The following is a 15,712-nucleotide window of genomic DNA, read 5'->3' on the forward strand; positions in this document are numbered from 1 at the left end:
GAAAGTTGCGATCGCGTCGCGATCAGTTCGGCAGAACCCGGCCGGAGCCCGATGTCCCGACCTGGCCGATCGGGAAGAGTCCCGATCGGCCCCCTTCGCCCGGCGCCCTCAGGCGGGCCCCTTCCTGCATGGGGAAAGAGACGAGCGAGATTTCCCAGAGATCGATCGTCACCAGCCGCCGCCGAGCGGGCGGGCTTGCCCGGCGCGCGAGCCGGGTTCGAAAGCCGATCGACAATCCATCGATGGCCCCCGCCGAAATCAACGCTGCGGCTTCACGGCCGGCCTGCGCCGCGGCAGCGATCTCGCCTTCGGCATAAAGCCCGGTGCGATCTTCCCGGATCAGGGTCCAGCGGCCGATGGGCCGCGCAGGATCGTGATGCCAGAGCATCCGGATATCACCCGAGCCACGCTTCATGAGGGACGCCGCGAAGGCCCCCGGCTCGATGATGTCGCCGGTGAGATCCGGCCGGCCGAACAGGGCGGCATATCCCTTGATGACGAGAGGCTGGCTCGCCTCGTGAGCCGATGAGGACTGGCCTCTCATGGTCAGGTTCCCGACCAGCCAGATTCGATCTTGACAATTTGAGCGATCTGTTGCACCTTTGCACCTGTCCTGAAATCTTGATGTCGTGGCAGTTATTTGACAGCACCCTCGTTCCGAGCGGTGCTGTCTTTTTATGTGCGGGTCGACGCCTGGCTTGGTTGCGGAGCTTGATTTCAACGCGCCCGGCCATAGCCGACGGCCTGACGCTTCTCGTCCGTCGTCAGGAAGTCAGCGCCACTCACACGCGCCCACAGCGCTTCGCGCTCGGCCGACAGTCCCTCAACTGCATCGAGATCGATCCCGAGAACGAGGTCCGGCTCGCCGTAATGGGCGCCGAGCCAGCTCCCGATCGCACCGGTCATCCGCTGGATCAGCGGCAATACCGTCAGCCGGTAGAAGGCGCGGTTCGCCTCTGCGTAGTTCGCATAGGTAAGATCGCCCGGTATGCCGACGAGCATGGGCGGAACGCCGAAGGCGAGCGCGATATCTCGCGCGGCTCCGTTACGGGCTTCCATGAAGTCCATGTCCTTGGGCGTCAGGGCCATCGCCTTCCAGTCTAGCCCGCCTTCCAGAAGCATCGGCCTGCCGGCAGCGCCCGCTCCGGCATAGCCGCTTTCCAGTTCCGCCTTCAGCCGGTCGAACTGCTCCACCGACAGGTTCGATCCGTCGGCCGGCTGATAGACCAGAGCCCCCGATGGCCGGGCGGAGTTCTTTAAAAGGGCCGCGTTCCAGGTTGCGGCGGCATTGTGCAGATCGAGCGCCGCCTGAGCTGCCGACAAAGGCGCAAGCCCCACCTGATCGGACAGGGGATGGAACTGGCGCAGGTGGAGAAGCGCGGCCGGACGATCTCCCTCCCCCTCCGCCGCGATCCGCCGCACGGTCGAGCCGACGCGATATTCGTAGGCTTCCGGCCAGCCATCCGCGCCGGCAATGGTTCGTATCCTATCGGGGCGCAACGGATAGAGCGCCGCGACCTCGCCGGCCGCCTCCAGATAGGCGTTTCCGGCAAGCAGCAGATGCCCGCACAGGGTTTCGAAGAGGCTTGCCCGATCCTGCCCCGAATGCGGCCGCCGGAGCCGATCCAGCACCGGGTGATCACCGAACTCCTGTTGACCTTTATGGAGAACGAGAGGGATCGCGCTTGCGGCCTCCGAGATCAGGCGCACGGAGCGATAAACCACCGGATTGGCCATGAAGCCGGCTCGCGCGAGGGCCTCGTAGCTTTTCGAACCGCGTGTCCCGCCGACAGGTCCGGTCAGCAGGAACGCGCCGCTACTCAAACCAAGGCTCGCGGATTTCGCCTCCCCCACTTTAGCCGCCGCCTCTTCGCCATGCGTTCGGGCGCCGCCGCCAAACAAGGCTGCAAGCGTCGAAGTCAGACCCATCGGCCTTCTCCTCAGTTCGATTGTCTTGAAAGTCAGCCCGTGGGGCCGTCGCACCGGGCACGCGCGGCGCTTGAGCACCATGCAAGTCCGTCACCGCGAAGCGATCGCACGGATGTCGTATTAAAGGTTCCGCACCCTTGGGCTTGCCTCGTCGCCGGTCAGCGCCGTCACCGCCCAGACCAGCGCATCCAGCCTGTCGGGCGAGCGTCCGTCGCTCAGCCCATCGGCTCCAAAGTCCGCCATCTCATCTTCAAGTTCGGGAAACGCGCCGACATGGCGGACCCGCCCCTGCTCGTAAAGCGCCGCGACCGGCTCGGCGCGCGTCCATTTCCCGCGTGTTGCCCGCAACGCTCGAAAGGGCACATCTGGCGCGACATTGCGAAGCACGGCTTCCACCATGTCGCCGCCCTGGTTCACCTCCGCGACGATCCTGTCCGCTTCCAGTCTTTCGAACAGCGACACCGCAGAGCGCGCCCATCGTTCCGGCTTCACGCCCTGACGGCTTTCGTCAGCAACGACATAAATAACGCCGGTCGCATCCTTGCCCGCCGCAACGATCCCGCAGGCATCGCTCCTTTTCGTCGATGTCGCCGGCGGATCGACCGCCACGACGATCCGCTTCAGCGGCGGGGCCGCCGAAACCCGGCCGTCCTCGATCAGCGAGCGCTCGAACAGCCCGTCCTCGCGATCGGCCAGCAGTTCGCCATCCAGTTCCTGTCGCCCGAGCCGGGTTCCACCGTAGCGCTGTGCCATCGCTTCCAGAAAGCCGGGCGCGAGATTCTCCGCGTTTTCGCCGGTGCGCATCCGGGTCATCGACGTCTGAGGATCGACCAAAAGCCGTTTCAGGACCGGCACATTGCGCGGCGTCGTCGTAAAGAGCGCGCGCGGCTGGCGTCCAAGCCGCATGGCCAGCGTCAGATTGTCGAAGCTCTCCTCAGCCTTCACCCATTTGCCCAGTTCGTCTCCCCAGGCCGCATCGAACTGATATCCCCGGATCGAGTCCGGGTCCTCCGACGAAAAGATCTTTGCTGTCGCGCCATTGGCAAAAACAAGGCGTCTTCGCGCCACCTCGAACACCGGCCTTGGAAAGCCGCAGATCGCCTTGAGCCCGCTTTCGCCCTCGATCATCACCTCCCGCGCATCGGCGAGCGTTTCGGCGACAAGCGCGAGCCGGCGATGCGGCTCGCTCGCGAAGGGGGCGAGACCGAAGGCAAGCCCGGTGATCCACTCCGCGCCCGCCCGCGTCTTGCCGGAACCGCGCCCGCCGATCAGCAGCCAATGGCGCCATGCCTCGCGCGGCGGCAGCTGCTCGGATCGCGCAACGCGCCACCATTCGGGCATCATCCCCCTGATGACCGCAAGCGGCTGTTCGCGAACCGCTTGCTCCACGGCAGCCCAGTATTGCCTCTCTCGCTCGGCAGGGTCGCTCGACCAAGTTGCACCCTCGAGCAGCGCGTCCAGTGTCATTTCGGCTCTGAACCGGCCGCAGAGGTAACGGCTTCGGTCGTTTGGCCAGTTGAGCCGGCTGCGCTGCCCTGCCCCGAGAGTGTCTTGGGATCGGATGCCGCAGCCTCGATGCTCCGTCGTTTCCGATCCAGGACCTGCAAACGCCTGACGAGCTCTTTCGAAAGGCGCTCGGCTTCGGCCGGATCACCCTCTCGGCCCGCTTCCTCTGCTGCCTCCGCGCGTTTCAGGTCGATCAGCTTTTCCAGCGTCCTCGTCATCTGCGCGATCATGTCGACCCGCTCCTTCCCGCTCCTCTCCCGGTTCGGAGCGTCCGACTTGGCTGATGAAGGATTTTTTTCCTCATTATCTGTTTCGACCACGGCGATCTCGGCCATTAGCAGCTTGATCAACCGCTCCGCGACCGAGCTCTTTTGTCGAGACACGCCGGTCCCCCCGCGCGCCGCTGTTGTTTGCTTCACGCCAGCTTACCCCAGATTTTCCGCGAAAAGACCCATCGAAACACAGAAAGGCGAAGCATTCCGCTCCGCCTTTCCCAATTCTCCGACTGTGCCCTTTACCTATCCGAGGACCGTGACGGTGTCAAGGATTATTTTCATATTTTGCGACCAGCTTGTTTCCGGCACCGGGATCCTGTTCCGGCCAGTCGACGATATGATCCTCGAATTCGTCCAGCTCCATGCCCTCTTCGCTCACCGTTCGGCCGCGCACCGAAACACCGGCCTGATGCACCGTCTCGAAACTTCCCGACAGAAGGTGGTGCCACCAGTAGAGGTCTTTCCCCTCATCAACCAGACGATAGGCACAGCTCGGCGGCAGCCAGCCGATCTCGCGCACGGTGCGCGGATTGAGCCCGACACAGTCCGGCACCGTTGCCTGCCGGTTTTCGTAGTCGCTGCACCGGCAGGATTGGCCATCGAGCAGCGTGCAGGCGACGTTCGTCCAGGCGATTTCGCCAGTGTCGTAGTCCTCGAGCTTGTTCAGGCAGCACCGCCCGCAGCCATCGCAAAGGGATTCCCACTCCGCTTCGGTCATCTCGTCGAGGGTTTTTTCCCGCCAAAACGGTTTGTTGCCGGAATCACGCATGGCTGATTTCTCTGGATTTGTGTCGCAACTTTTTACGTCCTTGATTATAAAGTAAGGGGACGCACGGAATTTTTGAAATGGTCGCACGCGATTGCGTCGACTTGTCCGGCATCATGATCAACGGCGGCATCGACACGTGGCAGACAAAACCGAAGCCAAACGTTCTCACAAGAGCCCATCGCGGCTGATCGAGGTCGATGCCTGGATCGACTCGTCGATGTTTCGGCTCTGGAACGGTTTCTCCCGCTTCTGGGAAACGGTCACGATCCAGTCGCGGCGGCTGCGCGCACGCGGCTTCACCCGCGTAGTCTTCGAACTTGCCGGTGAAGGCTTCACACTCGGTGTTGCCGGGTTCATCCTTCTTTTGGTTCTCGCCCAGCCCGCTATGAAGATGACCCAAAAGGGTCTGCCGGAAGAAGCCGACTTCTCGGTCACCTTCCTCGATCGCAAGGGCAACGAAATCGGCCAGCGCGGCATTCTGCGCGCGGCCGCCGTTCCCATAGACGAGCTTCCCGATCAGTTCATCAAGGCGGTCCTTGCCACCGAGGACCGGCGCTTCTTCGAACATTGGGGGATCGATTTCTTTGGCCTCGCCCGGGCCATGGGCGAAAATGCGCGGGCGGGCGGCGTCGTTCAGGGCGGCTCCACGCTCACCCAGCAGCTCGCCAAGAACGTCTTTCTCTCGCCCGAGCAGTCTCTTGAACGAAAGGTCAACGAGGCCTTCCTCTCGCTTTGGCTGGAATCGAACCTCACCAAGCGCGAGATTCTCGCGATGTATCTCGACCGCGCCTATATGGGCGGCGGCACGTTCGGCGCGGCGGCGGCAGCCGAGTTCTACTTCGACAAGTCGATCCGTGACGTGAACCTCGCCGAGTCCGCCATGCTCGCCGGCCTGTTCAAAGCCCCGGCGAAATATGCCCCTCATATCAACCTGCCGGCAGCCCGCGCACGTGCCAACGAAGTCCTGACGAACATGGTTCAGGCGGACTTCATGACCGAGGGCCAGGTCGTCGCGGCACGCCGCAAGCCGGCAGCGGCGGTGGATCGCTCGCAGCGTCAGTCGCCGGATTACTTTCTGGACTTCGCGTTCGAGGAAGTTCAGCGCCTCGTCCGCGAAAACAAGCTCGGCACCCGCAATCTCGTCGCCCGAACCACGATCGACATGAAGCTCCAGGCGCTGGCGGACGAGTCGATCGACTATCACATGCGCCAGTTCGGCAAGAGCTACGATGTCGAGGAAGCGGCAATGGCCGTTCTGTCGGACGACGGTAGCCTGCGCGCCATGGTCGGCGGACGCGATTACGGCGAGTCCCAGTTCAACCGGGCCGCGCGCGCTCTGCGCCAGCCGGGCTCCTCGTTCAAGGTCTATGTCTACGCGACAGCCATGGAGCAGGGCATGAAGCCGAGCGATACCATCATGGATAGCCCGCTGCGCATCGGAAACTGGGCACCGCAGAACTACGGTCGCTCCTTTGCCGGCCGCGTCACGCTGCAGAACGCCCTCGCCCGCTCGCTCAATATTCCGGCGGTGCGCCTCTACCAGAAGGTCGGCTTCGACAACACAGTCAAGCTCGCCCACGAAATGGGCATCGAGTCCGAACTTCGCGGCGACAAGACCATGGCGCTCGGAACCTCGGAGGTCACGGTCCTCGATCAGGCGACTGCCTACACCACCTTCGCCAACGGCGGATTCACGCCGCGACGCCATGCCATCAATCAGCTGATTGATTCCGAAGGCCGTATTGTGTGGGATGCACGCCGCGACCTTCCAGTTCGCAAGCGTATTCTCTCCGAAGACGCCACGAAGAACATGAACGACATGCTGGTCGGCGTCACCGAAAACGGTACGGCCCGCCGCGCCCAGATCTCCATGTCTCGGGCTGGCGGCAAGACCGGAACGACCCAGTCCTATCGCGATGGCTGGTTCGTCGGCTTCACGGGCAATTTCAGCGCCGCCGTCTGGTATGGCAATGACAGCTTCCGGCCGACAAACCGCGTGACGGGCGGCTCGCTGCCGGCCATGACCTGGCAACGGTTCATGGAAGCGGCTCACCAGAACATTGCGCTCAAGCCGATCCCGTATATCGAAAATCCGTTCCCGAAGGGCCAGCGAAACGTCACCGAGTCGTCGGACAATCCGCTGATTGCCTCCGGCCAGACAGGGCTTACGGTGGAATCGGAAGACGTGCTGTCGAAGATTAACGAGCGGTTCGAAGCGCTGCAGCCCATGACGAACGACCAGGTGGCTTCAGCCTCGTCGAACAGCGCAACGCCTCTTGCCGCCGCGAACGCTGCGCCTCAGACCGTTGAAAACTAGAACGGAACCGCGCGCAGCGAGCCGAGATCGATCTTAAGCAGTCATGCGTTTCCTCTCAGCATCACTTCTGGCGATTGCGATCGCGCTTGGTCTCGGCGGCTGGACGGCCAAGCTCGCGATCGACGGCGGCACCAATTTCGATTCGGTCGAGCTGGGGCCGTGGACGGCCAGCCCGCTCGTCGGCACCCGTTCCGCCGACCCGTACGCGAAAGCCCGCCTCGCCAAGCTGGCGCAGCTGACCCTTGGCGGCGGCGAAGGCATCGTGTTCCAGGCGGAAGATGACGATCAGGGGCGCCGCTTGCGCCTCGAATGCTCATACCGCCTGAAAGGCGGCACGCCCGCCGCCCGGTTCTTCACGCTGTCCGCCCATTCGGATGCCGGGCGCCTCGACCTTCCCCAGACGGGGAGACCCGGCTGGCTGACCTCGAATTCGCTCCTGCGGAGGGAGGACAACAGCTTTGAGATCGCCGTCGGGCCCGAACCACGCTCGGGCAACTGGCTCGCGACCGATAGCACGGGTCCCTATCGCCTCACATTCGCGCTCTACGATACGCCAGCGAGCGCGATAACGGGTGCTGCCGGCCTCACCATGCCCTCGATCCAGCTCGAAGGATGCCGCGACGATGGGTAGGTTTTTCCTGGCACTCCTGATCGGCCTGGTCGGTGCCGGTCTTGTCCATATCGCGATCGTCTTCATGATTCCGCGCTTGTCCGACAACAGCGCCTGGAGCCGCCTCTCCTCGCTTGGCGATTATTTCGAGGTCGTGCGTATCAATCCGCTCAACGACGCGCCCGCCGGGCCTTCACAGCCTTCTGCCCGCTCGCCCCGCGAGCGCTTCGCCTTTACCGATCCTGCCTTCATCGTCGCGAGTTGCCGCTTCGAACTTGCAGAGGGCCCTGTCGAGATCACCGCCAACGGCACGATCGATAACTTCTGGTCCGCCTCGATCTACGACAGCCAGGGCAGCAACATCTATTCCATCAACGATCGCGCCGCGATCGATGGCATCGTCAATCTCGTCATCGGCACCGCCGACCAGATCGATGAGGTGCGCACGACCGCTCTCCTGGAGGAAAGCCCGGCCCTTCCGGTCATCGTCGATGTCATGCGCGGCTATGTGACCGTTCGAGTGCTGATCGAAGAAGAGAGCAAGCGCGCGGCCGCGGATAGCTTCCTGCGCACCCTCGCCTGTCTTCCGATCGACATCCGTCCCACTGCAACGGCGGCCCGTCCCGATCGGGACAGCTAAGCGCCAAATCGTTCCCACAGCCCGGCCTCTACCCGACCGCTTGACGCGAAGCCCTGCGCTTCAGGGGTTTTCGCTGGAATTCCTCAAAATTTAATCATCGCGTTAACCATGCCGCTTAACGGCGCGGCAAGACTTCTTACGGCATTCTCAACTTCATCGAAACCTTCGGGAAACCATCGGAGCATCGGATGCGAAGCCAACTGCCAGACCTTTACCGGTCCCTGGAAAAGGGTGGTTCGGCGAAAGGCTACGACGCCATCGCGATGGCTGCCAGCCTCAACTTTCTCTCGATTGCAGCGCCCTCCTCCCGCCAGAAAGACGCCTATGCCCGTCTCTTGGAACCGCTCTGGCACCATCTGGCGAGCGATACGCGCATTCACATCGCCTCGCTCCTGTCCGCCCACCCGATGGTCCCGGCAAGCATCGCCAGCCTGATCGGACACGATCCGGCATCATCGGCTGAGGGAGCCGATGCCGATAATCAGTCTCGCGAAGGCGCGGATGAAGCCTCGCCGATCTCCATGCGTGATCTTGAAACCCTCGCCGATCGGCGCAAGACAGATGACGATCCGGACCGCACGGCTCGTACAGCTGCGGACGCCCGGGCGACCCTGCGTGCTCTCGCTGCCCGTCCCGCTGCGCCGAAAAAGGCTCCAAGGCCAATCATCCAGATTGCCCAGAGCCGTGATCGCGCTCTGCTTCTGGAATATCTCGCCACAAACCTGTCGCTCTCCGCGAGCGAAGCCCAGGCTCTGCTCGAGCCCGACAATCTGCCGGCCCTCTCAATGGCCCTGAAGGCCCTCGATCTCTCGACCGCGGATGCAATGACGGTCCTGATGTTCGTAGACAAGACCATCGCATCCGACATGAGTGCCTTCGCCATCGCGAGGAACCACTATGATCGCCTGACGGCGGAAGCTGCGGCGGCTCATTTCGGCCGGGAGGCGAAGCCGATGGCTCAGACGCCGAGCCTGCAACCGACCTCGGCAGATCTCCTCACGCCGATTCGATCGACCGCACCGCGCCGCTCGGAATTCGGACGCCGCTCGGACAATCAGAACCGTTGGACCGGCACCCGCAACTGATCGGGACTTGGTGAACGCCCTCTCCTTTTCTATCTGAAGGCACGCCCGCAAGCGCACTTTCGGATCCCGCCATGCCCCTCGACACCATCACACCGTTCACGCCGCTCGCCTCGACGCTTGGCGGCATCCTCATCGGTCTTTCGGCCGTCATGGTCATGGCGCTGTTTGGTCGCATCGCCGGCATCTCCGGCATCACCACCGGCGCACTTCCCATGCGCCGCGATGACTGGGACTGGCGGCTCGCTTTCGTCCTCGGCCTCGTAGCAGCGCCGATCGTCACGCTGCTCGTCACGGGTGAGGACATCCGACAGACCGTTCCTGACAATCTGCCCGCGATGGCCCTCGCCGGCCTCCTCGTCGGGGCCGGCACGGTACTCGGCTCCGGCTGCACCTCAGGCCACGGTGTCTGCGGCCTCGCGCGACTTTCCACACGCTCGCTTGTCGCCGTCCTCACATTCATCGCGTTTGCCGGCGTCACCGTCTTCATCCTGCGTCACGCGATGTGAGGACACACACATCATGCGTCTCTTCTTCGGCTTTCTCTCGGGTCTCCTCTTCGGTCTCGGCCTCATCCTCGCGGGCATGTCCAATCCCGCCAAGGTCCTCAATTTCCTCGATGTCTTCGGCACGTTCGATCCATCGCTCGCCTTCGTCATGGGCGGCGCGGCGCTCACGACATTCATCGGCTACCGCCTCGTCTGGCGGCGCAAGGCCCCTTTCATTCTGACCGATTTTCAGGTGCCGACCCGCAACGATGTGGACGCGCCGCTACTGACGGGCGCAGCCCTCTTCGGCATCGGCTGGGGAATCGGCGGTTTTTGTCCGGGCCCGGCCTGGACAGCCATGCCGCTCGCAGCGCCCGGAACCTTGGTCTTTCTTCCGGCCATGCTCGCCGGCATGGCACTCGCCACCGTCCTGAAGAACCGCAAGCCGGCGCTCGCCTGACCTATCTGACAATGGTCAGCGTCTTCGCGGCCCGCGTGATCGCCGTATAGAGCCAACGCTCGCGGGTTTCGCGAAAGGCCCAGCCCTCGTCGAACAGCATCACGTCGTCCCATTGCGAGCCCTGCGCCTTGTGGACGGTCAGTGCATAGCCGTAATCGAAATCGTCGAACCGCTTCTTCGTCGCCCAGGGAATGTCCGCCTCGGCGTCCTCGAAGGCCGCCTTCAAGAGCCGGATCTTCGCCGCACCCTTGTCGATGTCGTCGTCATCCGGTTTCACGATGAGGTTGATGCCCGGCTTCACCGATTCCTTGCTCGCCGTCATCACCTGCCAGAGCGAACCGTTGAGCAGTCCCTTCTGCGGATCGTTTCGCAGGCAGACCAGTTTGTCGCCCACCATGGGCAGCTCGTCGGTGAAGCCTTTCAGCTCGCGAAGCCGCCGGTTATAGGCCCGCCGCGTCTTGTTGGTCCCCACCAGCACCTGATCGGCCGCCAGCACCCTGGCCTGCTCCACCTCGCGCTTGCCGATCACCTGCACGGTCCCGTAATCGCCATGCATGATCTGCTTGCCCTCGCGCACGTCGAGCGCCAGCCGCACGATCGGGTTGTCCCGCGCCTGTCGATGGATTTCCGTCAAAAGGAAATCCGGCTCGGCATCGGTGAAGAAGCCACCGCCCGAAACCGGCGGCAACTGTCCCGGATCGCCGAGCACCAGAATCGGCGTTCCAAAGGACATGAGGTCCTGGCCGAGCGCCTCGTCCACCATCGAGCATTCGTCGATCACCACGAGCTTGGCCTTGGCGACCGGGCTCTGACGGTTGAGAGAAAAGGTCGGCGAGACCCGGGCCGTCCCGGTCCCCTCGTCCTCGACCTGCTCCTCGCCCTTCGGCCGATAGATCAGCGAATGGATTGTTCGCGCGCTCTTTGCGCCTTTCGAGCGAAGCACCTGGGCCGCCTTGCCGGTAAAGGCCGCGAACTGCACGGCGCCATCGACGCCTTCGGCAAAATGCCGCGCCAAAGTCGTCTTGCCGGTCCCTGCATAGCCGAACAACCGGAAGACCGGGCTATCGCCATTCTCCAGCCATTCGGCAACGGCTTTGAGGGCCGCATCCTGCTGAGGTGAAAATTCCAAGGGAAAGCCGCTCGCCACGATTCTCGTTTCGTTCGCTTCCCGCAATAGCCGCCACGTTCTTCCGGCGCAATGTTCCTTGACGATCCAGCACCTTGTCCGCATTTCCCGTTTGACGCGGCAACACCATCAAGTATCGTCCTTTTCCATGAAACGTCACTTCCCCTTCACCGCCATCATCGGCCAGAGCGACCTCACGACGGCGCTCAAGCTTGCCGCAATCGACCCGGCCATCGGCGGCGTTCTCGCCTTCGGCGATCGGGGAACGGGGAAGTCGACCGCTTTGCGCGGCCTCGCCGCCGTTCTGCCTCGACTCTCCGCCAACGACTGCCCCTATCGCTGCGATCCTGCGCGCGAGGATCGGCTCTGCCCGGAATGCCGCGCGAAGCTGAAGGCCGGCGAGACACCGGAAACGGTTGAGGCGTCCGTTCCTGTCGTCGATCTGCCGCTCGGCTCGTCGGAAGATCGCATCGTCGGCGGTCTCGATCTCGAGCACGCGCTCCTCACCGGCGAGCGACGCTTCGAGCCGGGTCTTCTTGCCAAGGCCAATCGCGGCTTTCTCTATATCGATGAGATCAACCTCCTTGAAGATCATCTGGTCGATCTTCTCCTCGATGTCGCCGCCTCGGGCGAGAACGTCGTCGAGCGCGAGGGGCTGAGCGTCCGCCATCCCGCGCAATTCGTCCTCATTGGCAGCGGCAATCCGGAAGAAGGCGAACTTCGCCCACAACTTCTCGACCGGTTCGGCCTGTCGGTCACCGTCACCACCCCGCAGGACGTCAAGACGCGCATTGCCGTGGTGAAGGCGCGCGACCGGTTCGAGCGCAACCCCGCAGCGTTTCTCGCAGAGAGCGCCGAAGCCGAGGACACGCTGCGCCATAAGCTTCAGGACGCCCGCCGGCATCTGCCGCACGTCACGGTCTCCGATCGCATCCTCGAACAGGCCGCCCAGCTCTGCATCTCGCTTCAGACGGATGGCCTGCGCGCCGAGCTCACGCTCGTTCGCGCCGCACGCGCGCTCGCGAGCCTCGAAGGCGAGACGCAGGTCAGCTTCCAGCACCTTGCCGAACTCGCGCCCTTCGCGCTGTCCCATCGCCTGCGCCGCAACCCGCTGGAGGAAACCGGCTCCGACGTCCGCATCGAACGCGCTCTTGCCGAGCTCGATGCGGCTTGATGGACGATCGGTTCAGGGAACGCGCACGCCTGTCGCCCTTGCACCGGGCGGCGATCGCAGTCCTCAATGCACGCCCGGAGATCGGCATCGTTCTTCGAAGCCAACCAGGGCCTCTTCGCGATGCCTTTCTTGCCGAACTTCGTCGATCGGGCCCCTGGTCCGGCGCCAGATACCTCGCCCAGCGGGACATCCGGCAGCTTTCCTCGCAGCGCTCTAGCGTGTCCGCCCTCGCGGGCTTTCGGGACGAACCGCCCTCCGGCGAAGAGACCTGCCCGCTGATCCTTACCGGCACGGATCGCTATGGCGCGGCCGAGGCGGCCCAGCTCCTCGCCGATCTCGATACCGCGCGGCCGGTCCTCGCCTTCGACGAAGGGATTGGCGACGAGACCCTTCCCGACGCACTCTCCGACCGGCTTGGGCTGTGGCTGGATCTGTCCCGGCCCGACACCGAAGACGATGATCTCGCCATCGAGATTGGCATGAGCGCTCCGGCCGAGCGGCTTGATACACGTGCGGTCACCGTTTCCGAGCGCGCGATCGCGACCCTGTGCGAGGCGGCATCCGCCTTTGCCATTCCAAGTCTGAGGGCACCGCTCCTCGCGCTCGACACCGCCCGCGCTTGTGCTGCGATGGACGGTGCCCAGGACATTGCGGACGAGCATGTGCTCCTCGCATGCCGCCTCGTTCTGGCACCCCGGGCACGGCAGGCCCCGAGCTTCGATGAGCAGTCGCCTGAGCAGGAAAGCGAGAACGAGAGCGACGATCATCCCGGCGCCTCGAACGACGATACGCCGCCGCAAGAGCCCGACGACCCATCGGAGCAAGACAGGCCGGATGAATCCAAAGATGATCAGGATACCTCCCCCGACGGCGAACCGGACACAGAGGTTCGGTCTGAGGATGTCGCCCTTCCGCTCGATCTCCTGAAACAGCTCTCGGCAATGGTCGGGAACCAGCGTGGCGCCGGCAGGACCGCTCGCAGGGGCGCTGCCGCCAAATCCGGTGGCGCACGCGGCCGGCCGCTTGGCAGCCGGGCTGGCAATCCAGATCGCGGCCCGCTCGACATCTCCGCCACCCTGACGGCCGCCCTACCCTGGCAGCGTTTTCGCCGGCAGCGCTTCGCGCGCCTCACGGATCGCCCCGTCATCCTGATGCCGAGCGATATCCGCATTCGCCGCCTTCAGGCCAGGCGGGAAACCGCGACGATCTTCGTCGTCGATGCGTCCGGCTCCGCCGCCCTTGCACGGTTATCCGAAGCCAAGGGCGCGATCGAGCGCATTCTGGCCGAATGCTATCGCCGGCGGGACCGCGTCGCGATGGTTGCCTTTCGCGGCACCGGTGCCGAAACGCTTCTGCCGGAGACCAAATCGCTGACCCGTGCCCGCCGTGCCCTCGCCGGCCTGAAGGCCGGCGGCGGCACGCCCCTCGCCTCAGGCATCGCACTCGCGGCCGATCTCGCCCGCCAGTCCGAACGACAGGAGCGCACGCCCCTCATCGTCTTCCTGACCGACGGCAAGGCCAATATCGGTATCGACGGGATGGCCGGCCGTTCAGCCGCCAAAGATGATGTCCGGGCGCAGGCCGGTCACCTTCGCGCCCAGGGATTTGCCAGCCTTGTCATCGACTTTTCGCTCCGCCCCGGCCCCCATGCCCGCGAGTTCGCGGAGATGCTCGGCGGACGCTATCTCGCGCTCCCGAATGGAGATGCGACGACCCTTGCCGATGCCGTCGCCTCCGATCCAACCAAGAAAGTCCGGCCATGAGAACCAGCGGTGGATGTCCCCCGGCCGACTGGCCCCTCAGCGAATACAGCCGGTCGGTCTCCGCCGCTGGCATAAAATGGCATGTCCAGATCATGGGCGAAGGCCCGGCCATCATGCTCATTCACGGCACGGGCGCCTCGACACACTCCTTCCGCGGTCTCGCGCCGATCCTCGCCGAGACGCATCAGGTCGTCATGGCCGATTGCCCAGGCCTCGGCTTCTCCGACAGGCCCTCGCGGTCCCTCAACCTGCAGACCATGGCCTCGATGCATGCCGAGCTTCTGCAGAAGCTCTTGATCAAGCCCGAAATCGTCGTCGGCCACTCGGCCGGCGCGGTCATCGGCATCGAGATGGCCCTGGACGGTCGCCTCTCGCCAAACCGCATCGTCTCGCTGAATGGCGCGCTTCTGCCCTTTCCGGGTCTTGCCGGTCGCCTCTTTCCGAAAATCGCGAAAGTGGTCTACCGCAACCCCATCGTTCCACGCTTCTTCGCCTATCGGGCAAAAAGCGAACAGGCGGTTTCCGGACTTCTCGACGGAACGGGCTCCGTTCTGAGCCCGGAGGGAAAGTCCCTCTACGCCCGCCTGTTTCAGGATCGTCGTCACGTTGCCGGCACCTTGTCAATGATGAGCCATTGGGATCTCGACCGCTTCGCCGCCCGGCTCGACGAGCTGAAGACGCCGCTTCTTCTCGTTGCAGGTGACCGGGACAAGGCAATCCCCACCAACGTCAGCGAGCGCGTCGCGTCCCGTGTCGAACGTGGCGAGGTCCGCATCCTGAACGGTCTCGGCCATCTCGCTCACGAAGAGGCACCGAACCGGATCGCGAATGTCATCCTCGAATGGGCGGACGAGCGGCCGACCCCTTAACGAAGCCGAACGCCATCGGGGCGCACGGCGCCCGCGCCGAAATAAAGCATACCGGCGCTCATCACCATCAGTTGACAAGGCTTGGAAGTCACCCTCGATATAGCCTCTCGTCCCGGCGTATTCGGCCTGGGCTCTGGAGGGATCTCATCATGCTTCGTCTGATCGTCGCCCTGTCGGTCGCGTCGACCCTATTCGCATCCAGTGCCGGCGCCGAAACCGCGTCGGCGTCGAACAAGGCAAAGGCCGCGATCGACGCATGCCTTACCCGATTTGCCGAAACAGACCAGCGCGAATGCATCGGCGCCTATTCCGACGCCTGCATGAAAAGCCCTGACGGTCAGACGACTTACGGGATGACCGACTGCCTCACCGAGGAGTCCGATGCATGGGACGCGATCCTCAACGAGCGCTATCAGGCCCGTATGACAGACGCGAAAGAGCTCGACAAAGACCGCGCCGAATGGGACTCCACCACCAGCGAAGCCGCAAAAACCCTGCGCGCTGCCCAACGCGCCTGGGTCGCGTTCCGGGACGCCGAATGCGATCGCATCTTCGAACTCAACAAGGACGGCACCATCCGTCTTCCGGAAACGGCTTCCTGCCTCAATCGCCTCACCGCGGAGCGGGCCTTGGCTCTGGCTGGCAACGAGAACTTCTGACCGGACAGTGAGAGACGGCGTCCGGCAACGTGGTGAGCGGTGCAC

The 15,712-nt window shown here is 63.9% G+C and carries 16 protein-coding genes; 10 read left to right on the forward strand and 6 right to left on the reverse strand.

The window, feature by feature from the left end:
- Nucleotides 1-22: 22 nt before the first annotated feature.
- The 5 genes from ABDX79_RS09610 to ABDX79_RS09630 form a co-directional block, all read right to left on the reverse strand.
- A complete protein-coding gene (locus tag ABDX79_RS09610) occupies nt 23-544 on the reverse strand; it encodes an HK97 family phage prohead protease (protein ID WP_346220063.1) in 522 nt (173 codons plus the stop codon).
- Nucleotides 545-717: 173 nt separating this feature from the next.
- Nucleotides 718-1,929 (reverse strand): phage portal protein, encoded by a 1,212-nt coding sequence (locus tag ABDX79_RS09615; RefSeq protein WP_346220064.1) that lies wholly within the window; start codon nt 1,927-1,929, stop codon nt 718-720.
- Between the two features lie 120 nt (nt 1,930-2,049).
- Entirely contained in the window at nt 2,050-3,273 is a 1,224-nt protein-coding gene (locus ABDX79_RS09620; RefSeq protein ID WP_346220121.1) for a DNA-packaging protein, read from the reverse strand.
- 119 nt (nt 3,274-3,392) lie between these two features.
- On the reverse strand, nt 3,393-3,665 hold the full coding sequence (locus tag ABDX79_RS09625) for a hypothetical protein (protein ID WP_346220065.1): 273 nt from the start codon (nt 3,663-3,665) through the stop codon (nt 3,393-3,395).
- Between the two features lie 310 nt (nt 3,666-3,975).
- Nucleotides 3,976-4,479, reverse strand: coding sequence for a YcgN family cysteine cluster protein (locus ABDX79_RS09630; RefSeq protein ID WP_346220066.1), 504 nt, complete (start codon nt 4,477-4,479; stop codon nt 3,976-3,978).
- A gap of 136 nt (nt 4,480-4,615) precedes the next feature.
- Between ABDX79_RS09630 and ABDX79_RS09635 the strand changes: the two genes are divergently transcribed.
- From ABDX79_RS09635 to ABDX79_RS09660, 6 genes are all read left to right on the forward strand, one after another.
- The gene (locus ABDX79_RS09635) at nt 4,616-6,796 is read left to right on the forward strand and encodes a transglycosylase domain-containing protein (protein WP_346220067.1); all 2,181 of its coding nucleotides are present in this window, start codon (nt 4,616-4,618) and stop codon (nt 6,794-6,796) included.
- Between the two features lie 43 nt (nt 6,797-6,839).
- The gene (locus ABDX79_RS09640; protein WP_346220068.1) at nt 6,840-7,427 is read left to right on the forward strand and encodes a DUF1214 domain-containing protein; all 588 of its coding nucleotides are present in this window, start codon (nt 6,840-6,842) and stop codon (nt 7,425-7,427) included.
- On the forward strand, nt 7,420-8,046 hold the full coding sequence (locus tag ABDX79_RS09645) for a DUF1254 domain-containing protein (protein ID WP_346220069.1): 627 nt from the start codon (nt 7,420-7,422) through the stop codon (nt 8,044-8,046). The genes ABDX79_RS09640 and ABDX79_RS09645 overlap by 8 nt, the downstream gene beginning before the upstream one ends.
- Nucleotides 8,047-8,234: 188 nt before the next feature.
- Nucleotides 8,235-9,131, forward strand: coding sequence for a hypothetical protein (locus ABDX79_RS09650; RefSeq protein ID WP_346220070.1), 897 nt, complete (start codon nt 8,235-8,237; stop codon nt 9,129-9,131).
- Nucleotides 9,132-9,202: 71 nt separating this feature from the next.
- A complete protein-coding gene (locus ABDX79_RS09655; protein WP_346220071.1) occupies nt 9,203-9,637 on the forward strand; it encodes a YeeE/YedE family protein in 435 nt (144 codons plus the stop codon).
- Between the two features lie 13 nt (nt 9,638-9,650).
- Nucleotides 9,651-10,076, forward strand: coding sequence for a DUF6691 family protein (locus tag ABDX79_RS09660; RefSeq protein ID WP_346220072.1), 426 nt, complete (start codon nt 9,651-9,653; stop codon nt 10,074-10,076).
- 1 nt (nt 10,077) lies between these two features.
- Here the strand turns inward: ABDX79_RS09660 and ABDX79_RS09665 are convergent, their stop codons facing one another.
- Entirely contained in the window at nt 10,078-11,205 is a 1,128-nt protein-coding gene (locus tag ABDX79_RS09665) for an ATP-dependent DNA helicase (protein WP_346220073.1), read from the reverse strand.
- 145 nt (nt 11,206-11,350) lie between these two features.
- Here ABDX79_RS09665 and bchI point away from each other — a divergent pair, with 145 nt between their 5' ends.
- From bchI to ABDX79_RS09685, 4 genes are all read left to right on the forward strand, one after another.
- Nucleotides 11,351-12,376, forward strand: coding sequence for a magnesium chelatase ATPase subunit I (gene bchI / locus ABDX79_RS09670; RefSeq protein ID WP_346220074.1), 1,026 nt, complete (start codon nt 11,351-11,353; stop codon nt 12,374-12,376).
- Nucleotides 12,376-14,139, forward strand: coding sequence for a VWA domain-containing protein (locus ABDX79_RS09675; RefSeq protein ID WP_346220075.1), 1,764 nt, complete (start codon nt 12,376-12,378; stop codon nt 14,137-14,139). The genes bchI and ABDX79_RS09675 overlap by 1 nt, the downstream gene beginning before the upstream one ends.
- Entirely contained in the window at nt 14,136-15,008 is an 873-nt protein-coding gene (bchO, locus tag ABDX79_RS09680; protein WP_346220076.1) for an alpha/beta fold hydrolase BchO, read from the forward strand. The genes ABDX79_RS09675 and bchO overlap by 4 nt, the downstream gene beginning before the upstream one ends.
- Nucleotides 15,009-15,157: 149 nt before the next feature.
- Complete coding sequence (locus tag ABDX79_RS09685; protein ID WP_346220077.1) at nt 15,158-15,667, forward strand: lysozyme inhibitor LprI family protein; 510 nt, start codon at nt 15,158-15,160, stop codon at nt 15,665-15,667.
- Nucleotides 15,668-15,712: the final 45 nt, after the last annotated feature.

Origin of the sequence: Fulvimarina fulva (assembly GCF_039652615.1) — a bacterium.
Taxonomy (GTDB): Bacteria; Pseudomonadota; Alphaproteobacteria; order Rhizobiales; family Rhizobiaceae; genus Fulvimarina.